The organism is Xanthomonas campestris pv. badrii, from assembly GCF_012848175.1.
GTDB classification, from domain to species: domain Bacteria; phylum Pseudomonadota; class Gammaproteobacteria; order Xanthomonadales; family Xanthomonadaceae; genus Xanthomonas; species Xanthomonas campestris_C.
The window spans coordinates 4,523,521-4,540,859 of sequence record NZ_CP051651.1 but is presented as its reverse complement, the minus strand read 5'-3'; the positions used below and the strand labels follow the sequence as shown (position 1 = coordinate 4,540,859).

The 17,339-nt window shown below is 64.0% G+C and carries 11 protein-coding genes, 4 pseudogenes and 1 other annotated feature; of the genes and pseudogenes, 10 read left to right on the top strand and 5 right to left on the bottom strand.

Annotated features, from left to right (window positions below; all coding sequences use genetic code 11):
* Nucleotides 1-164 precede the first annotated feature (164 nt).
* Nucleotides 165-632, bottom strand: a pseudogene (locus HG421_RS19250) (M48 family metallopeptidase); the annotation flags it as partial.
* A 363-nt stretch (nt 633-995) separates the two neighbouring features.
* A complete protein-coding gene (locus tag HG421_RS19245) occupies nt 996-1,436 on the bottom strand; it encodes an NUDIX hydrolase (RefSeq protein ID WP_169707746.1) in 441 nt (146 codons plus the stop codon).
* Between the two features lie 241 nt (nt 1,437-1,677).
* Between HG421_RS19245 and HG421_RS19240 the strand changes: the two are divergent.
* The 4 genes and pseudogenes from HG421_RS19240 (at nt 1,678) to HG421_RS19225 (ending at nt 5,580) form a co-directional block, all read left to right on the top strand.
* Nucleotides 1,678-2,334, top strand: a pseudogene (locus HG421_RS19240) (SDR family oxidoreductase).
* A 100-nt stretch (nt 2,335-2,434) separates the two neighbouring features.
* On the top strand, nt 2,435-3,499 hold the full coding sequence (locus tag HG421_RS19235) for a M4 family metallopeptidase (protein WP_169707745.1): 1,065 nt from the start codon (nt 2,435-2,437) through the stop codon (nt 3,497-3,499).
* Nucleotides 3,496-3,807, top strand: coding sequence for a protealysin inhibitor emfourin (locus HG421_RS19230; RefSeq protein WP_169707744.1), 312 nt, complete (start codon nt 3,496-3,498; stop codon nt 3,805-3,807). The genes HG421_RS19235 and HG421_RS19230 overlap by 4 nt, the downstream gene beginning before the upstream one ends.
* Before the next feature lie 606 nt (nt 3,808-4,413).
* Nucleotides 4,414-5,580: an HDOD domain-containing protein gene (locus tag HG421_RS19225; RefSeq protein ID WP_169707743.1), complete on the top strand. Its 1,167-nt coding sequence runs from the start codon at nt 4,414-4,416 to the stop codon at nt 5,578-5,580.
* A gap of 459 nt (nt 5,581-6,039) precedes the next feature.
* Here HG421_RS19225 and HG421_RS19220 read toward each other — a convergent pair whose 3' ends face one another.
* On the bottom strand, nt 6,040-8,232 hold the full coding sequence (locus tag HG421_RS19220) for a PAS domain-containing protein (RefSeq protein WP_248279419.1): 2,193 nt from the start codon (nt 8,230-8,232) through the stop codon (nt 6,040-6,042).
* A gap of 347 nt (nt 8,233-8,579) precedes the next feature.
* Nucleotides 8,580-8,708: a hypothetical protein gene (locus HG421_RS21455; protein ID WP_282434625.1), complete on the bottom strand. Its 129-nt coding sequence runs from the start codon at nt 8,706-8,708 to the stop codon at nt 8,580-8,582.
* 472 nt (nt 8,709-9,180) lie between these two features.
* On the opposite strand from HG421_RS21455, the gene HG421_RS19215 reads away from it, so the two are divergent.
* Together HG421_RS19215 and HG421_RS19210 are read left to right on the top strand one after the other, a co-directional pair.
* Nucleotides 9,181-10,362: an MFS transporter gene (locus HG421_RS19215; RefSeq protein WP_169707741.1), complete on the top strand. Its 1,182-nt coding sequence runs from the start codon at nt 9,181-9,183 to the stop codon at nt 10,360-10,362.
* A gap of 235 nt (nt 10,363-10,597) precedes the next feature.
* A complete protein-coding gene (locus HG421_RS19210) occupies nt 10,598-11,044 on the top strand; it encodes a hypothetical protein (RefSeq protein WP_169707740.1) in 447 nt (148 codons plus the stop codon).
* A gap of 44 nt (nt 11,045-11,088) precedes the next feature.
* Here the strand turns inward: HG421_RS19210 and HG421_RS19205 are convergent, their stop codons facing one another.
* Nucleotides 11,089-11,343 (bottom strand): VOC family protein, encoded by a 255-nt coding sequence (locus HG421_RS19205; RefSeq protein ID WP_248279418.1) that lies wholly within the window; start codon nt 11,341-11,343, stop codon nt 11,089-11,091.
* A gap of 99 nt (nt 11,344-11,442) precedes the next feature.
* Between HG421_RS19205 and HG421_RS21570 the strand changes: the two are divergent.
* From HG421_RS21570 to HG421_RS19185, 4 genes and pseudogenes are all read left to right on the top strand, one after another.
* A pseudogene (locus HG421_RS21570) lies at nt 11,443-12,084 on the top strand (hypothetical protein).
* A gap of 999 nt (nt 12,085-13,083) precedes the next feature.
* On the top strand, nt 13,084-13,737 hold the full coding sequence (locus HG421_RS19195; RefSeq protein ID WP_169708270.1) for a hypothetical protein: 654 nt from the start codon (nt 13,084-13,086) through the stop codon (nt 13,735-13,737).
* A 77-nt stretch (nt 13,738-13,814) separates the two neighbouring features.
* Nucleotides 13,815-15,581: pseudogene (locus HG421_RS19190) on the top strand (XVIPCD domain-containing protein); the annotation flags it as partial.
* Between the two features lie 34 nt (nt 15,582-15,615).
* A protein-coding gene (locus HG421_RS19185) for an IS3 family transposase (protein ID WP_169707739.1) occupies nt 15,616-16,850 on the top strand; the annotation gives its coding sequence in 2 pieces (ribosomal slippage) (nt 15,616-15,901 and nt 15,901-16,850; 1,236 coding nt in all).
* Nucleotides 15,894-16,010 (top strand) — a sequence feature (AL1L pseudoknot). It overlaps the preceding gene by 117 nt.
* Nucleotides 16,851-17,339: the final 489 nt, after the last annotated feature.

Genomic DNA, 17,339 nt, shown 5'->3' with positions numbered 1-17,339 from the left:
GGTCGGCACCGGCCTGCACGGCCGCGAAGAAACGCGCGATGCCGGCGGCATCCTCGCCGTTGGCGCGCACGGTGGCCTCGCGCAGCGGCTCCACCGGCCAGCCCTGGCGGGCCGCCAGCGCCCAGGCAGTGGGCGCAGTGAACATGTCCAGCCCGGCCTTGGCATCGAGCGCAATGGCCGAACTCGTGCGCCAGCACGGCCTTCAATTCGCCCAGGTTGAGCACATTGACCAGGCCCAGGCCGATATCCAGGTTCTTGCGCGAGGGCAGCAACAGATTGAGCAGCGACAGGTCGTAGAACACCCCGGCATTGACCTGCGCCGACAGGTAGACCTTGTGCGGACGCGGTGCGCCGGCCTCGTCGGCCAGCCGATGCAGGAAGGCGAACAACTCCGGTTGCTCGGCCGGGCTGAGCTCCAGCGCGCGGGTGTCGCGTTCGGCGCGCTTGTTGAAGATCAGCGCCTTGGTCATGAACACCGCCAGGAACGCCGCGCCGATCGCCACCAGCCAGAGCCACACCGCCTGCTCGCCGCCCGAGCCCTGCACCAGCCCGGACGCCAGCCGGTACGCAGTCCAGCCGAACCAGCCCAGCAGGCCCAGATACACCGCGATGAAACCGCCCAGCCCCAGCATGGCCAGCCACGCATGCCGGCGATACTTGCTGCTGGGCGCGGTCAGCCGTTCCGGCACCACGGCCGGCCCTTGCGGATAGAGCGATTCCATTCTTCGTTCCTTGATGCGTGACCGGGCGCTCAGCCGTCATCGGCGTCCCGGCCGGGTGATTCGACACGTGTGGTTCGACGTATGCAGGCCAGCTCCCCTGGCCGCAGCAGTGCGACGTTAGCCGAGCGGCGCGGCAAAATCCATATGCTGCCGCAGGGTGCCGATGCCGGCGACCGGCAGCGGCGCGCGTGGTGGCGGGTCGAGATCGGGCGCGCAAGGTGCAATCGGTACCGACCCGATACGGTGATCGCGCCTGACGCCACCGCTGGCCTGTCAGTCGGCCGCGTCGCGCTCGGCCTGCAGCTGTTGCACCGCCTGCAACGCCGAGCGGGTCAGCGGCGTGGGCAAGGCGTCCAGTGCGAACCAGCCGATGTCGTGCAAGACGTGCGGTTCGCGCAGCTGCGCCTGCTCACTGCCTTCGATGCGGGCCACATACACCGGCGCCACCCAGTGCTGCGGCGGGTCCATGTCCGGTTCGAAGTGGCTGACCACGCACAGCACGCGCTGCGGTTGCACCTGCAGGCCGGTTTCTTCCAGCACCTCGCGCACCACGGTGGCCTCCACCGTTTCCATCCAGTCCACCTTGCCGCCGGGCAGGCCCCAATGCCCCTGCTCGGGCGCACGTCCGCGCAACACCAGCAGCAAGCGGCCATCGCGGCGCTGGATGACGGCACCGCAGCCAACGCGCGCATGCAACTCGGAGGACAGGGACATCGGGAATCTCGCAGAAACGGGCACGCCAGTGTCCCAGATGTGGGGCACACGGGTTACGCATCGCGGCCAGGCGATGCACGCGCGTGCCGCATCAGAGGCCACGCCGCCGGCAGTCGCCGATCCAGGCTGCGCGTGTGATCCGGCACCGCACAGGCCGCGACCTGGCGCTGACGCTGCTTTAGCGCGGCACCGGCGAGCATGCCTCGGTTCCGCGCCACGCGCGCGCATTGCTGGAGGTGGTATGTCTCGTATTTTGGTGATCGGTGGCCATGGCAAGGTTGCACGTCTGCTCACCCCATTGCTGGTGCGCGCCGGGCACCAGGTGACGGCGCTGTTCCGCAATCCCGAGCACGAAGGCGATGTGATTGCCGATGGCGCCACGCCGTAGGTGTTCGACATCGAGCACGCCGATACCGATGCCATCGCCGCACAGCTGGCCGGCCACGATGCGGTGGTGTGGTCGGCCGGTGCCGGCGGCGGCGATGCCGCGCGCACCTACGCCGTGGACCGCGATGCGGCGATCCGTTCGATGCAGGCCGCCGAACAGGCGCGCACACGCCGCTACGTGATGGTGTCCTATCTCGGCGCCGGGCTGGAGCACGGCATCGGGCCGGACGATCCCTTCTTCGCCTATGCCCAGGCCAAGGGCGCCGCCGACGCGCATCTGCGCAGCACCGCGCTGGACTGGACCGTGCTCGGCCCCGGCCGCCTGACCCTGGATGCGCCCACCGGCCGCATCACCCGCGACCCCGGCAGCGACACCGACGGCAGCGTCTCGCGCGCCAACGTGGCCCAGGTGATTGCCGCCGCGCTGGCGACGCCGGCCAGCATCGGCAAGACCATTGGCTTCATCGATGGGCAGACCCCGATCCAGCAGGCGCTCGCCCAGCTGGACTGAACGGCAGGCGGTATCCGGTGCGCAGTGGCGCTGTGGTCTAACGATTTCCTAAAGCCGGCGGCGGCATAGTCGCCAATGCCGCTCTTGTGGAGGTCGCTTGATGTCTGCGTTCATTTCGCCACGCCGTGCCGGGATCCTGCCGCCCTACCTGCTGGACCATGTCGCCCAGGCAGCCCCTGAACATGCCCGCCGCTGCGCGCTGTTGTCGCGCCAGGTCACTGCGCAATTGCGTCAGCGCCGTGCGCTGGGCCTGCTGGCACGGGCCGATGACGCGTCCGCGCCAGCCGCACAGGCCGCGCACGCGGTGCAGCGCAGGATCTACGACGCCAAACAAGGCACCACCCTGCCCGGCACGCTGGTGCGCGACGAGGGTGCCGCCGCCACCGACGATGTCGCCGTCACAGAAGCCTATGACTACCTGGGCGCCACCCACGATTTCTACCAGACGGTGTACGGGCGCCATTCCATCGACGATGCCGGCATGCCGCTGATCGCCACCGTGCATTACGAACGCGATTACGACAACGCATTCTGGAATGGCGAGCAGATGGTGTTCGGCGATGGCGACGGCGAGGTCTTCAACCGCTTCACCATTGCGCTGGATGTGATCGGCCACGAACTCACGCATGGCGTCATCGAACGCACCGCCAACCTGATCTACCAGGGCCAGTCCGGCGCGTTGAACGAGTCGGTGTCGGACGTGTTCGGCATCCTGATCAAGCAGTACAGCTTGCGCCAGAGCGCGCAGGAAGCGGACTGGATCATCGGCGCGGGCTTGTTGATGCCGGGCATCCAGGGCGCGGGGCTGCGCTCGATGCGCGCACCCGGCACCGCCTACGATGATCCGGCCCTGGGCAAGGACCCGCAACCGGCCACCATGGCCGGCTATGTCGACACGCAGGAAGACGATGGCGGGGTGCACTACAACTCCGGCATCCCCAACCACGCGTTCTATCGCGCGGCGGTGGCGCTCGGCGGCGCGGCCTGGGAGACGGCCGGCCGCATCTGGTATCGCACCCTCACCGGCGGCGCGCTGACCGCCAAGGCAGACTTCGCCACCTTTGCAGCGCTCACCGTCAGCGTGGCCAGCACCGACTACGGTGCCGACAGCGCGCAGGCACGCGCCGTCCAGCAGGCCTGGCGCGACGTGGGTGTGCGCGTATGAGCGCGCAGCGGCCGCCCGTGGAGGCAGGCGTGACACTGCGCCTGGCCCGCGAGGGCGGCGTGGCCGCGTTCCCGGCCATGCGCCGCGAACGCCAGCTGGTGATGGACGACCTGGACGACGCGCAGCGCCTGCAGCTACGCAGCCTGCTGGACCAGTGCCTGGCGCACGCCTTGCCGCCGCCGCAGGGCGGCGGTGGCGACCGCCGCTATTTCAGCATCGCCTGGGAGGGCGCCAGCGAACCATTGCGCATCCCCGAAGAACACGCGCCGGCCGAAATCGTGCGGCTATGGAAACAGGGCACGCTGTAGCGGCGGATGCTCTCGCGCGGCATGCGGATGCCTGCAGTGTCAGCAGGCCACACCGAAGTTGAACGCATCGGGCCGTGTGCACGGGCGACTGTCGACGTTCACGCCGCGCACCGCCTGCGAACTGTGGCAGCGCCTGTCGGCACGCATGACAAAACGGACATCACGCCTGGCGTGATATCCGTGGAACGTGGTCCAACTGCGGATGCCTGCACCCTTTAAGCTGCCTAGATGCTCTAGAACTGCACAGCTGGTAACGCATAGTGACGGCCGGTGCGTTAGCGTGACGTGCAGCGCAGTGGTCAGCTTGAAGACACGCCGCTCATTGCTGCGTTGCAGCGTGTGGCGGGTGCACACTTGCGATCTCGCTTTACCGCCCTGCGGGGGTGGCGCGGCAGGGCACGCGGTTGCCAGCGTGAGGTCCGCAAGTCTTGGCGCAAGACACACCGCCACACCGGATACGCCGCGGACAGGCGCTGTGCCGGGTCGCGCAGCCGTGGCACCGGCCAAGCGTTTGCGACCCGGCGGCGCCCCTTCAATGCACGCACTGTACGTTGCCGCCGCGCCCGCCATCGCCGATAGTCGCGGCACTGAGTCAGACAACTGCCCATGATCCTCGCCACTGTGTTGCTGCTTGCTGCCGGCCTTCTCGCTGCCGCGATGATCGTCGGCGCCATCGTCTGGATGCGGATGCGCCAGCGCACGCAGGAGCCTGCCATGCCGGCGGTGACCGGCAGCACGCCGCCCGTCGCACCGGCGCCCGCAGCGGAGCCGGTCGCAGTCCAAGAACAGCAGGTCGAACCGCAACCACCCTCGTCCCAGCCAGTGGCCACCCCCGTGCAGGACGCGCCACCGCCGATGCGCCCGTTGCTGCGGCGCATGTACGCGGTGGTGATGGACACCCCGTCGCTGGCCGATGACATCCAGCCCACCGACCCGGCTCAGCTGGCGGTGCTGGAGGCAGTGGGCCGTGCCCTGGCGCATGTGGACCTGCGTCCGCAGCTGTTGCCGCGCCGCCCGCACCTGTTGCCGCAGCTGATGCGTGCGGTCAACGACCCGGATGCCTCCGGGCGCGGCATCGCCGCGATCATCGCGCAGGACCCGGCGCTGGCCGCCAACCTGCTGCGCATCGCCAACAGTGCGCTGTATCGCCCGCAAGGGGCCCCGCTGGAAAGCCTGGAACGGGCGGTGGTGCATATCGGCACCGAGGGCGTGCGCCAGATCGTTGCCGCAGCAGTCATGCAGCCGGTGCTGAGCCTGGATGGCGGCCTGTATTCGCGCCTGCCGGCCGCAGTGTGGGACTACGCCCTGCGCACCGCCACGGCGGCGGCGGCCTACATGCGCGAACGCGGCGGCGACACCTTGTCGGCGCAGCTGGCCGGCCTGCTGCAGGGCCTGGGCGCAGTGGTGATCCTGCGGGTGCTGCGCGATGCCTACGCCGAACGCCCCGGCCTGCCCTACAGCCTGGAGGTGGCCGCCGCGCTGGTCGAACGCCATACCGCGGCGGTGGCCAAGACGATCGCCATCACCTGGGACCTGCCGCCGGTGCTGGGCACCGCGCTGGACGAACAGCGCCCCGAGCACGATGCCACCCTGCTGGCCACCACCCTGGGCCGCGCATTGCGCTACGGCCGCCTGGCCGCCGCCCTGGCGCTGCTCGCCCGCCATGGCGCCGAGCAGGAGGACCACGCCCTGAGCGTGCTCGCCACGCTGGAGCCGGACGACGCCGCCAATGCGGCGCTGTGGCAACGGCTGGTAGCGGCGAGCGTGGAGTGAGCCTGTAACTGACGATGGCTGCGTGACGCGGCAGCGGAACGCCGTTGACATCCCATGGCGGCACCGATGCCGCCACGTTGCCCGCAGGCGGTCTGCAGCCGCCAATCCGCGGCTGCGCCGGTCATGCACGGGCCCGTCGATACCTTCGAGCATGCAACGCGACTACAGCGTAATCGCCTGCGGTCGTCGCATCTGTCGCCACCCGTGTCGGCGCCGCACTGCAGGGGTGCATGCCTACTGACATCCCGGATAGGGCCTCTGTGCAGTGCCAGGCACGCACACGGCCCGTCTGCGACGTTGCTGCGGCCAATGCCACCGTCTGCCGATCTCGAACCGCCAGGTGCACTGCATCTACCCAGCTTGCAGCGCACATCTTGCCTGCAAGGCCGTGCCCTGCAGCTGGGTGGCAACAGCACCGACAGCTGTGCTTTCCGCTGCATGCAGCGTTGTCACCTGCACTCAGCCCTCGGTCGCAATCAACTCCTTCACCCGCGCCGTCAGCACGCTCACGCTGAAGGGTTTGGTCAGCACTGCCATGCGCGGTTCCAGGTGGTGATCGTCCAGTAGCGCGTTCTCGGCAAAGCCGGTGATGAACAGCACTTTCAGATCGGGGCGATGTGCGCGGCTGGCGTCGGCCATCTGGCGGCCGTTCATGCCACCGGGCAGGCCGACGTCGCTGATCAACAGATCGATACGCACCTCCGACTGCAGGATGCCCAGGCCGGCCACGCTGTCGCCGGCTTCGATCACGGTGTAGCCGAGCTCCTGCAGGATTTCGCCCAGCAGTAAGCGGATGGACGGTTCGTCGTCGACGATCAGCACCGTCTCGCCGGCATCGGTGGGGGTGAGTTGCAGCGGCTGTTCGTGTGCATCGGTTTGCGCCGCATCGCCCAGATGCCGCGGCAGATAGATGCACACCCGCGAGCCCTTGCCCACGTCCGACTGGATGCGCACCTGGCCACCGGACTGCTTGGCGAAGCCGTAGATCATCGACAGCCCCAGCCCGGTGCCCTCGCCCAACGGCTTGGTGGTGAAGAACGGGTCGAACGCGCGCGCCACCACGTCCGGCGGCATGCCGGTGCCGGTATCGCTGACGCACAGCGACAGGTACGGGCCCTGGCGCATGCCCAGTTGCCGCGCCAGGTCGTGGTCGATCCAGTGGTTGCTGGTGTCGATGCGTAGCTGCCCGCCATCGGGCATGGCATCGCGTGCGTTGATGCACAGGTTGAGCAGCGCGTTTTCCAGCTGCGAGGCATCCACCAGTGCCGGCCACAGCACCGGGTTGGGCACGCTCTCCACCCGGATGCCCGGCCCCACGGTGCGCTGCACCAGCTCCAGGATGTCGGCGATCAGCTGGCCGACATCGGTCGGCTTGGGCAGCAGCGTCTGCCGCCGCGCGAACGCCAGCAGCCGGTGCGTCAGCGATGCCGCGCGCGTGGTGGCGCTTTGCGCGATGCCGAGGTAACGCGGCAACTCCGCAAAACGCTGCTGTTCCATGCGCAAGGTCATCAGTTCCAGCGCGCCGGAAATACCGGCCAGCAGGTTGTTGAAGTCGTGCGCCAGGCCGCCGGTGAGCTGGCCCACCGCTTCCATTTTCTGCGATTGTCGCAGCGCCTCTTCCACCACCATCAGCTCGCCGGTCCGTGCGGTGACACGCTGTTCCAGCGTCTGGCTCAGTTCGCGCAACGCGGCCAGGGCGCGGTCGCGTTCTTCGGACAAGGCATGGCGCGCATCGATATCCAGCAACACGCCGGGAAACCGCAGCGGCGTGCCGTCCGGCGCATGTTCCACCCGGCCGTTGGCTTCCAGCCAGTAGTACTTGCCGTCGCGGCGCCTGACCCGGTACTGGTGCGCATACGCACCGCCGCGTGCCAGTGCTTCGTTGATCGCTGCGCGCAGGCCGTCGCGGTCGTCCGGATGCACGTTGGCAATCACCCTTTCCAGCGGCAAGCCGGTGCGGCTGCTGGATGGGTCGAAGCCGAAGTTCTCGGCAAACGCCTCGTCCACCGAAAACGCATCGTCGGGCAGGTCCCAGATCCAGGTGCCGATGATGGCCCCGGCCGCCAGCGCCAGCTGCACGCGCTCGGCATTGCGGCGCGCGGCGGTTTCCGCTTCCAGCGCCCGATCGCGTTCGGTGGTGCGGTTGACCACCTCGTGCACCAGATGCGTGTTCTCGTTGCTCAGCATCGCGTTCTGGATGTCGCGATGCCGCTCGGCCGCGACCTGCGCGGTGGTTTCGATGGCGATGTTGAGCAGCCCCACGATGCTGCCGTCCTCGCCGCGGATGGGGGACGCGGTCGCATTCCAGTAGGTGGTTTCGTGCACGCCATTGCGCAGCATCGGCAGGGCGACCACGCCCTGGCCGTAACCCTCGCCGGTGCGCATCACCCGTGCGAAATCCTCGGCGATCGGTGCATAGGTCTCGCCCCACACCGCTGCCACCGGTTGGCCCAGCGCATGCGGGTGGCGGTCGCCCAACGACTGCAGATAGACGTCGTTGTAAAACATGCGCAGCTGTGGCCCCCACAGCACCGCGCCCAGCAACCGCGCATTGAGCATGATCGACAATGCCGAGCGCAGCGACTGCGGCCAGGTGTGCGGGTCGCCCAGCGGCGTGGCGGCCCAGTCGTACGCGCGGATGGTCGCGCCCATGACCCCGCCGCCAGACAGAAACTCCAGACCGCTCGGCGCAACGACGGGGTGGGCTGTACTCACGTGGCGGCCGTGCCTGGTAGGAAGTGGCGGCATTGTGGCACGCAGGCCGGGCAGGACGCGTGCCGCAGCGGCGAGCGGCACGCGCTGCGGCCAACGTGTTTAGGCACGCCGCAGCCGGCCGCTGGCGTGGTGCACCGCATGGCGGCCGGCGCCTGCGCCGTGCTGTCGACGGCGCACAGGCGTGGCGGCCGCGCCGTGGACGAAAAACACCGCCCCCCTGGATGGCGCGGTGTCGAGCGAGCCGCGGCATCCGTCGCCGCGAAGGGTTAACCCCGGTGCTTTGCTCAGGTCCACTCCCTGCCGTCATCGCGCACGTCCTCGGCCTGGGCCTTCAGGCGCTCGGGGTCGAGTTCGGCCTTGCCGGTCTGGCGCAGCGCAGCAGCGTGTCCAGCTGGCCGCGCAGGTCGCCCCAATCCGGTTCGATGCCTGGCAGCGCAACTGATTGGCGGTGCGACGCTGTCATCAACAGCCTGTGCCAAGTGACACGTGCCATACCGCACCAAATACACAACAACGCCCCGATCACGTCGGGGCATTGTTGTTTTCGGCCGTTGGCACGGACGTTTCCGAGTCCGATTTCGTACGTGCGCGGCCTCGCATACCTGGCATATCGCACCCGACGATCCAGCCAAGACCCTGCATCGCGTCTGCCTTCTCCCCCGGGAGAAGGTGGCCCGCAGGGCCGGATGAGGGGACGGGCGAAGCCTTGTGCACCGGCGCCCCCCTTCCTCCATGTCGTCGTACGCGTTACCTGACACTGGGTCCAAGCTGACACCGCTGCGCGGCGCCGCGTAGCTCCGATGTCAGGCTGCTCCGTCCCGGCGAGCATGGATGCCTACCGCTATCCATTAAACTCACCCGATGCAGCTGGCGGGTGAGACATCCATGCGATCCAGTACCGCACTCGTGGTCATCATCGTGGCGCAGTTGCTGGGCACCTCGTTGTGGTTTTCGGCCAATAGCGCGGCCGACGATGTGATGCGGCAATGGGGCGTGGGTACAGCGGCCATTGGGTGGCTGACCATGGCCACGCAGGCAGGTTTCATCCTGGGCACGTTGAGTTTTGCGCTGAGCGGGTTGGCCGACCGGTTTGCGGCCAGCCGCATCTTTGCCGGCTGCGCGGTCGCCGGGGCGGCGTGCAATCTGGGGTTCGCGGTGTTTGCCAGCGATGTCGCGACGGGGGTGGTGTGGCGCTTTGCGGTGGGGCTGTGCCTGTCAGGCATCTACCCGATCGGGATGAAGCTGGTGGTGCAGTGGGCGCCCCAGCATGCGGGCAAGGCGCTGGCGTGGCTGGTCGGCATGCTGACGCTGGGCACGGCGTTGCCGCAGGGCATCAAGGCGGTGGGTGGCGCCTTGCCGTGGCAGACGCCGATGGTGGCGGCATCGTTGCTGGCCGTGATTGCCGCGGCGATGATCCTGCGCCTGGGACAAGGCGCGGCTGTGCCGGCACGGGCGGGCGGCAAGCTGGCGTTCGGAGCGGTATTGCAGGCGTTTTCGTTGAAGGACTTTCGCGCGGCCACGTTTGGCTACTTCGGCCACATGTGGGAGCTGTATGCACTGTGGACGCTGACGCCGCTGCTGATCACGCGCGCCGGCCTGGCGCAATCGCTTGGGGTGAGCACGGCCACATTGGCGTTTGCAGTAATCGCCGCAGGGGCCGTGGGCTGCGTACTGGGCGGGCAGGTGAGTGCGCGCATCGGTAGCGCGCACGTGGCCGCAGTGGCGTTGCTGCTGTCGGCGCTGTGTTGTGCGGTGTTTCCTTGGCTGGGTGCGCAATCGGGCTATGCGGCGCTGGTGTTGATGCTGGTGTGGGGCGCCAGTGTGGTGGCGGACTCCCCGCAGTTTTCCGCGTTGGCCGCACGTGCGTGCCCGCCTGCCATCGTGGGCAGTGCGCTGTCGATGCAGAACGCCATTGGCTTTGCGATCACCGTGGTGGCGATCGGCGTGAGCACGCGGTATGTGGACGCGCTGGGGCTGCATATCGCGTGGGTGCTGCTGCCTGGCCCAGTGCTTGGGTTGGTCGCGCTGATGCCGTTGTGGCGCAGGCGACCCACAGCATCGGCGTGATGTGAGGCGGGCAGCGAGCACCACGCGAGTTTGCGCAGTGCCCTACCCGACAAGTGACATTGCAGTCGGCACAAGCGTGGCGCTAGATGCCGGGCACACGGTTGAGGTGGCCTATCTGTCGTCGCGGGCGTCGTAGTGGCGGCAGCGCCAGGGACAGACCCCGATCACCAAGCGGACTGAACCACCCGCGCATGCGACGCGTGGTCTAGGATTGGTGCGGACAGAGGGGAACACCATGGACAGGATGACCACCGCGCGCCGTGTCGCGCTGGCACTGACAACGCTGTGCATGCTTGCGTGCGGACCAGGCGTCTACGCACAAAGCATGCGCTCAGCCACCGGCAAGGCGAACAGCAAGTCCATCCCGCCAACGCGGCAGCCGTACAACGCGATGGCGCGCGACACCACGCCGTTCAATTGCGAGCAATACCGCGCGCATCCGCATCCGGGCATGGTGCGTTACTGCCAGAGCGTCGAGAACATGATGCTGCGCAACGAGGCACGCAGCCAGGGGCGTCCCGCTGCATCGGATTCCATCATCGCGCTACCGGGCCTGGGCACGGCAGAGGCCAAGCAACTGGGCTACGCATGCGTGGGCGGGCAGGCGATGAAGCGGCTGCGCAATGGATGGGAACAGGTGTCGGCCGCTGCGGGTGGATGGCAGCGGTGTCAGGGAGGGTAGGCAACTGCTCTATCGGTGCTGTTACGCAAGCTGAGGTAATCCGCCTATAGCCGCTGGGCAGCGGTGAACTCAATCAGGCAATAGCCATGCCCAAACGGATCGGCCATCACCGCGACGCGGCCCCACGCAGTGTCACGGATCGCCCGCTCCTGTGTTACTCCGGCGGCGAGTGACTGAGAGACCGCCTGCTCAAGGTCGTCGACAACGAAGTCCAGATGTACGGGCGTCCAACGCCGCGTGTAGGATCCCGGGTGATCCGTACCTGGAGCCGCCTGCGTGCCGACCCCGGCATTTTGCAAAGAGTGGTCTAGCGATGGGGTGCCAGCTATTTATGTCTACGGCCCACACGGTGCACGGATGCGGCGCATGCTTCTTTGCCAGCCTTTCAGGATCCGCTGATGCGTTTCCCTCGAGTCGCCCTTCTCGTTATAACCACACTTTGCGGGCCTGCCCTGAGCGCTTGCGCTCACACGCCAGCCCAATCCATCAAGCCGCTATCGAAGGAGCACGCCGACATGACTTTGCCGGAAGCCGTCATGATCGAAAAAATTGCGCTTAGCGCAGAAGAGATGGGCCTCCGTTTCTTGAAGCTTATTACTAGCCTAGATTCGCGTGAAGACATAACTCCAGAGCGCATTCAAGATGTCATGGGCTTCCGGATCTCCGTTGCTCCCGGTGCGCTTGGCGCGGTGATCTGGAGTGAAGATTTGGGTGGCGGTTGGCGGTACGCATTCGACTACGTTCCTGCATCTCCATCGCTATTACCAGGCATAGGTCTTTCGTTCGAGAATACAGCTGGTCGCTTCTCTGACATGAAAGCGATTTGCAGCCTGGATTTTCAGCGCTACGACAGCACATTGAAAAGCGCCGGATTTGTTGCTTCTCCCACATAAGGACCAATTGGCCAGCTTGAGAACTGGCGCTATGCAAAGTTTGCGGAGCGCGGAAATATCGTCTTGTCTGTAATCCCGCAAAATTCCGCTGCCGGCTCCTCAAGTCAGGTATGCGTTAAATCAATCACTACATTGAATGGTCGGTAAGACGCTACGGAACAGCTTCTCATGGCCAGTCACAGCCCAGACCTCGAAACCGCATGGTGCATACAGCTAAGCACAGATCCCGATAAATCGACCTGCTTTGAACAAAATTTGCATGAGTAGCTGGCTGCACGAGCAAGATGGCTGGCGTCGCTTCCAACTTGCTAAAGTAAGATGACTAGCCCGCATAGACGGATTGCTGATGAGACACATAACATCCACTTCACTCTCACTTCTCGTCCTCTGCCAAAGCATGCTTTGTGCGTGTGCGCATACGCCAGCCGACCCAACCTCGCCACTCCTAAAAGAGCCACGCGCAATGACGACGCCTGAGACATCGACGATCAATCCCACGCTCAGCGCGGTTGAAATTGGCGACAGTTTTTTGAGGCTGCTTTAAGGATTGGAATCTACAAGGGATTTGACAGTTGAGCGTGTACGTGATGTTACCGGGATTTCCCTGAAGAAAGTCTCCTTCCCCTCTGAAAGTATCGAGTCATATATCCATGGCCAAGACCTTGGCAATGGTTGGAGCTACTCACTGGAGCTCATCCCCGAATCTCGCTCGCTGAAGCAGGGGATAAGCTTGTCTTTCATCAACGAAAAGGCTGAGTATTCCAGCCTGGAATGCAACTGCGTCAATTTTGAGAAATACAAGGATTCGCTTGTGAATTCTGGGTTCGCCGATTCGCCTGTATACGGGGAAATAGGTCAACTGCAAAGCTGGCGGCTTTCTAAGTTTGCGAAAGACGGAAGTGATACCGATATTGTTATGTCGATAGTTATACAGAACGAGACACCTGGCTCTCCTGGTAGGCTCTGCGTCAAATCAATTGGTACATTGAATTAGCAAATCATAGAAGCTAATGACGACCTCCAATCAAAAATTGAAGTAGAGTTAGCTTGGGCTTTCCGGGCTTGGTGTTACTAAGGATGAAATTGCACAGTTGCTCAGAGCATGCTCGCCAAGCTTTTTTCCTCAACCCGTCTTTGGGATCTGCCATGCGCTTCCCCCGAACCGCCCTGTTATTCCTAATCGCATTCTGTGGGACTGCAATAAGTGCTTGTGCTCATACAGCAGCCCAACCCCTGAAGCCACTTCCGAAGGAGCACGCTGACATGACTTTGCCGGAGGCCGTAACGGCCGACAAGATTACCCTTAGCGCGGAAGAGATCGGCGACCGTTTTTTGAAGCTAATCGAAAGCCTTGATTCTCGAGATGACTTGAGCCCTGAACGTATTCGGGAGACCATGGGAATCCCGCTCAAAGTGCCCGAGCAGGGCAAGCTGTCAGTTGGCTACTGGAGTGTCGACCTTGCCGATGGATGGCGCTATGCATTCACGTATACGCCAGAATCGCCCTCTCTTTTGAAGGGCGTCGACTTGACGTTTCAAAATAGCGTGGACGAATTGGCAAGTATGTCCAGCATATGCAAGCGAGATTTTGAATACTATGATCGTAAGCTCAAGGCACTGGGATTCAAGGCGTCCCCTACCTATGGCCCAATTGGCCAGTTAGAAGACTGGCGCTATACAAAGTTGGCAGAAAGCGGTGCTACAGGAAATATCGTGATCTCTGTGATTCCTCAGAACCTAGCTCCCCGTGAGGAAACGCGACTCTGCGTTAAATCAATCGGAACATTAAACGGGCGCTGAGCCTCGGGAGAAAGTACATGGCTAGTCCAAGCCCACAGCTTGAAGCCGCACTCTCGCGCTTTTCTGCTACCCAGGGCGTGAACAATGACCAAGTTGCCCAGCTGCGTAATGCAATCACCAGTGATGCTGGGTTGCTGGCTCAGTTTGAACAGCAGGCTCAATCGGGGCAGCTCAAGTAATTCACGATACGGAATTCGAACAGCACTCATCCGAATTTGACAGGAACTTACGACAAGCAAAATGGCGTCATCACGCTCCCTACAGCGAATCTACAACCCTCAGGCACAGCTGCGACCAACGATCTGAGAGCTTCACTACAGATTCAACAGATGTCTGTGGCATTCGCTCACAGCACCTACCAAGACGCTGCGAGAAATCAGCACCCTGTCACGCAAGACATGGTCGATAATCTGCAATCCAGCATCAATAAGTCACCATATCTAGCTGATGAGATAAAAAAGGCTGCAACGACCGTCGATACGTCTGATACTACCAGACCACAGCGGGCTCAGCTGGAAGGCTTTGGATTTGTTGGGCCCGGCGTTTCTGCGGGTGGCACATACGATGGCAACCGAAAAATAATGAATCTGCCTCCGATCGGTCTGCAATCGGCATCGCAGTCCACACCGGGCGGCAGCTTCAATGCACAAGACATGACGTTTGTCTTGGGACATGAAATACAACACAGTTTCAACCATGCGGCCAAGACGCAAGCAACCGTGCAATTTCTAGCTGATATCGAAAAGCAAGCTAAGATCAAGGGTCCGGTGCATGACTATACCGATGAGCTCAGGGCTTACATACAGTCGGGGCGGGAAGACGAGGCAAAAGCGGAAATTGCCGGTTGGAATGCTTTGCTGAGCCGCGAGAAACAGCTCAATCCTAATGCAAATGGCCTCGACGTGATGCTTGCCACCCGGACCACCAGGCAGCTGGACTTCATATCAAGAGATCCTTCCAATCCTGCCGCGGCGGTTGCCAAGCCTAACCTTAAGTTCAATCAGGACGGGAGCCTCTCCCAGACAGCCAGCAACGTTGCGGCAATGGGCCAACACTACTTTGATCGCCCATCTCCTCTCTACGCACAACCAGGTCAGCGCCCAGTAAGTATAGGCGAGCATCGCAATCAAGCAGGCCAGCTGCAGCCCACCGCGGACTACACCAACTACTACGGCACCTGGGCCATCGAGCAGATCCTGCAGGCGGAAGATCGGGCAAACGTGCTGCATAAAGGTGTCCGCCCACAGCTGGTGATTGACATGGCAGGGCTGGGGTTGAAGGAGCACCTGATCGAGAACGAAGGCCTGGACCGCGGGCCGAACAAGGCACCGTTTCCTTACCACGACAGCAGTACTGCCCCGCCAACGCTCCACCATTTTGACCATACCCAGGACGGCAGCGTGAACCCGGCACATGACCATCGCTATGTTCCGGTTGTTCCTAGTGCGCCCGCAGCTGGCCTGCGCGGTCCGGACGACCCTGCGCATCCAGACCACGCCATGCTTGAGCAGATCCGTAGCGGTGTACGCAAGATCGACGAGAGCGTGGGCAAACCCTACGACGACATGAGCGAACGGGTTAGCCGCAGCCTGCTTGCTGTGTGCAAGGACAACCGAGATGCCTATCCGGATTCCAATGACCGCTCCCTGTCAGGCAGCGCACTTAGCCGTGTGGACCATGTCGTGATGGGTAAGACAGGCAATGTCTTCGCGGTCGAGGGTCGGCTGGATGATCCTGCACATCAGCGGGTGCATGTGCATATTGATGAGGCGATTCGCACGCCTGTTGAGCAGTCTGACCAGAAATTATTGGCAGCTAATCAGGCTATTGAACCTCCCCGGGAACCCCGGATGCTCCATTACTTGAGAAGATGGAGCCATGAGCAGAGCAAGCAAGTTTTCCCCAGAGGTCCGGGAGCGATCGGTGAAGATGGTGCTGGAGCACCAGGGCGAGTACGCGTCGCAGTGGTCGGCGATTGTGTCGGTGTCGGCCAAGGTGGGCTGTACGGCCGAGACGTTGCGCGGCTGGATCCGGCAGTACGAGCGTGATGCCGGCAAGCGCGAGGGCGTGACGACAGCCGAGAACGAGCGCATCAGGTTGCTTGAGCGCGAGGTGCGCGAACTGCGCCAGGCCAACGAGATCCTGCGCAAGGCGTCGGCGTATTTTGCCCAGGCGGAGCTCGACCGCCCCTTCAAGAGGTGAAGCGCTTCATCGACGACCATCGCGACGTTCACGGGGTCGAGCCGATCTGCAAGGTGTTGCCGATCGCCCCGTCGACGTATTACGCGCACGCAGCCCGAAAGTCCGATCCTGAATTGCGCTCGGCAAGGGCCAAGACGGACGAGGCGTTGATGCCTGAAATCAGGCGTGTGTGGGACGAGAACTTCCAGGTCTATGGCGTACGTAAGCTCTGGCGGCAGATGCGGCGGGAGAAGTTCGCTGTTGCGCGCTGCACCGTGCAGCGTCTGATGAAGCGTTTGGGCCTGCGCGGGGTCATCCGCGGCAAGGCGGTGCGCACGACGGTGAGCGATGCGAAGGCGCCGTGCCCGCTCGATCAGATCAACAGGCAGTTCACCTCGGATCGGCCAAACGCGTTGTGGGTCTCGGACTTCACCTATGTGTCGACGTGGCAAGGCTGGATCTACGTGGCCTTCGTCATCGACGTGTTCGCACGCCGGATCGTGGGCTGGAAGGCGTCGCCGTCGATGCAGACCGACCTGGTGCTCGATGCGCTCGAGCAGGCGCTGCATGCGAGGAAGCCGGTCGGACCGGATCGTTTGATCCACCACAGCGACCGGGGCGTGCAGTACGTCTCGATCCGCTACACCGAGCGGCTCGCCGAGGCCGGCCTGGAGCCCTCGGTGGGCAGTGTGGGCGACTCGTACGACAACGCACTGGCTGAGACCATCAACGGCCTGTACAAGGCCGAGGTGATCCACCGCACGTCGTCCTGGCGCACGCGCGAGCAGGTCGAGTGGGCCACGCTCGCCTGGGTCGATTGGTTCAACAATCGCCGCTTGCTTGAGCCGATCGGCAACATCCCACCGGCCGAGGCCGAAGCCAACTATTATTCCAAACACAAGCAACCCAACGAGTCCGCCATGTCGGCGTGACTCAAACCAAGGAGTCTCCGGGAAAAGCGGGGCGGTTCACTATCGCGCAGGAAAGAGAGCTTGTGCAGCAGCAAGAACTCGCGCGCGGAGTGAGCGAACCGAGCCAAGGCGTGCCCTTCCGCTAGCGCGCTCGCAACCACGCTGGGCAGCGGCACGGTCATGCCTACGCGGAATCGGCGCTAGCGTGCTTGCCGCCATCCGTTATCAGTACACGACAGGCGTTCGTCGTGCGTTCGACAAGCTGCTTGACCCGGCTAACAGGTCGCCGCACACTCCTGCTCGGAGCCTAGAAGCTCCTCACGAAGCGGCACCCACCTCCGATAACTTGGTGGGTTTTTTGTGTCCGGCCGAGAGGCTTGGCACGGCTCGGCGTTCCTGCGCCGGGAGGGCGGCGAATACAACACCCGCAAGGGGAATAAGCCCGCCGGCTTCGTGCGGTTTCTAGCCTCCCGGCATCCCGCTGCGCTGTGCAGCGGGAGCTGCCTCACG

Bases quoted from the DNA above. Each gene is read 5' to 3' on its own strand.
- HG421_RS19245 (WP_169707746.1), bottom strand. From the start codon at position 1,436: ATGTCCCTGTCCTCCGAGTTGCATGCGCGCGTTGGCTGCGGTGCCGTC.
- HG421_RS19235 (WP_169707745.1), top strand. From the start codon at position 2,435: ATGTCTGCGTTCATTTCGCCACGCCGTGCCGGGATCCTGCCGCCCTAC.
- HG421_RS19230 (WP_169707744.1), top strand. From the start codon at position 3,496: ATGAGCGCGCAGCGGCCGCCCGTGGAGGCAGGCGTGACACTGCGCCTG.
- HG421_RS19225 (WP_169707743.1), top strand. From the start codon at position 4,414: ATGATCCTCGCCACTGTGTTGCTGCTTGCTGCCGGCCTTCTCGCTGCC.
- HG421_RS19220 (WP_248279419.1), bottom strand. From the start codon at position 8,232: ATGGGCGCGACCATCCGCGCGTACGACTGGGCCGCCACGCCGCTGGGC.
- HG421_RS19215 (WP_169707741.1), top strand. From the start codon at position 9,181: ATGCGATCCAGTACCGCACTCGTGGTCATCATCGTGGCGCAGTTGCTG.
- HG421_RS19210 (WP_169707740.1), top strand. From the start codon at position 10,598: ATGGACAGGATGACCACCGCGCGCCGTGTCGCGCTGGCACTGACAACG.
- HG421_RS19195 (WP_169708270.1), top strand. From the start codon at position 13,084: ATGCGCTTCCCCCGAACCGCCCTGTTATTCCTAATCGCATTCTGTGGG.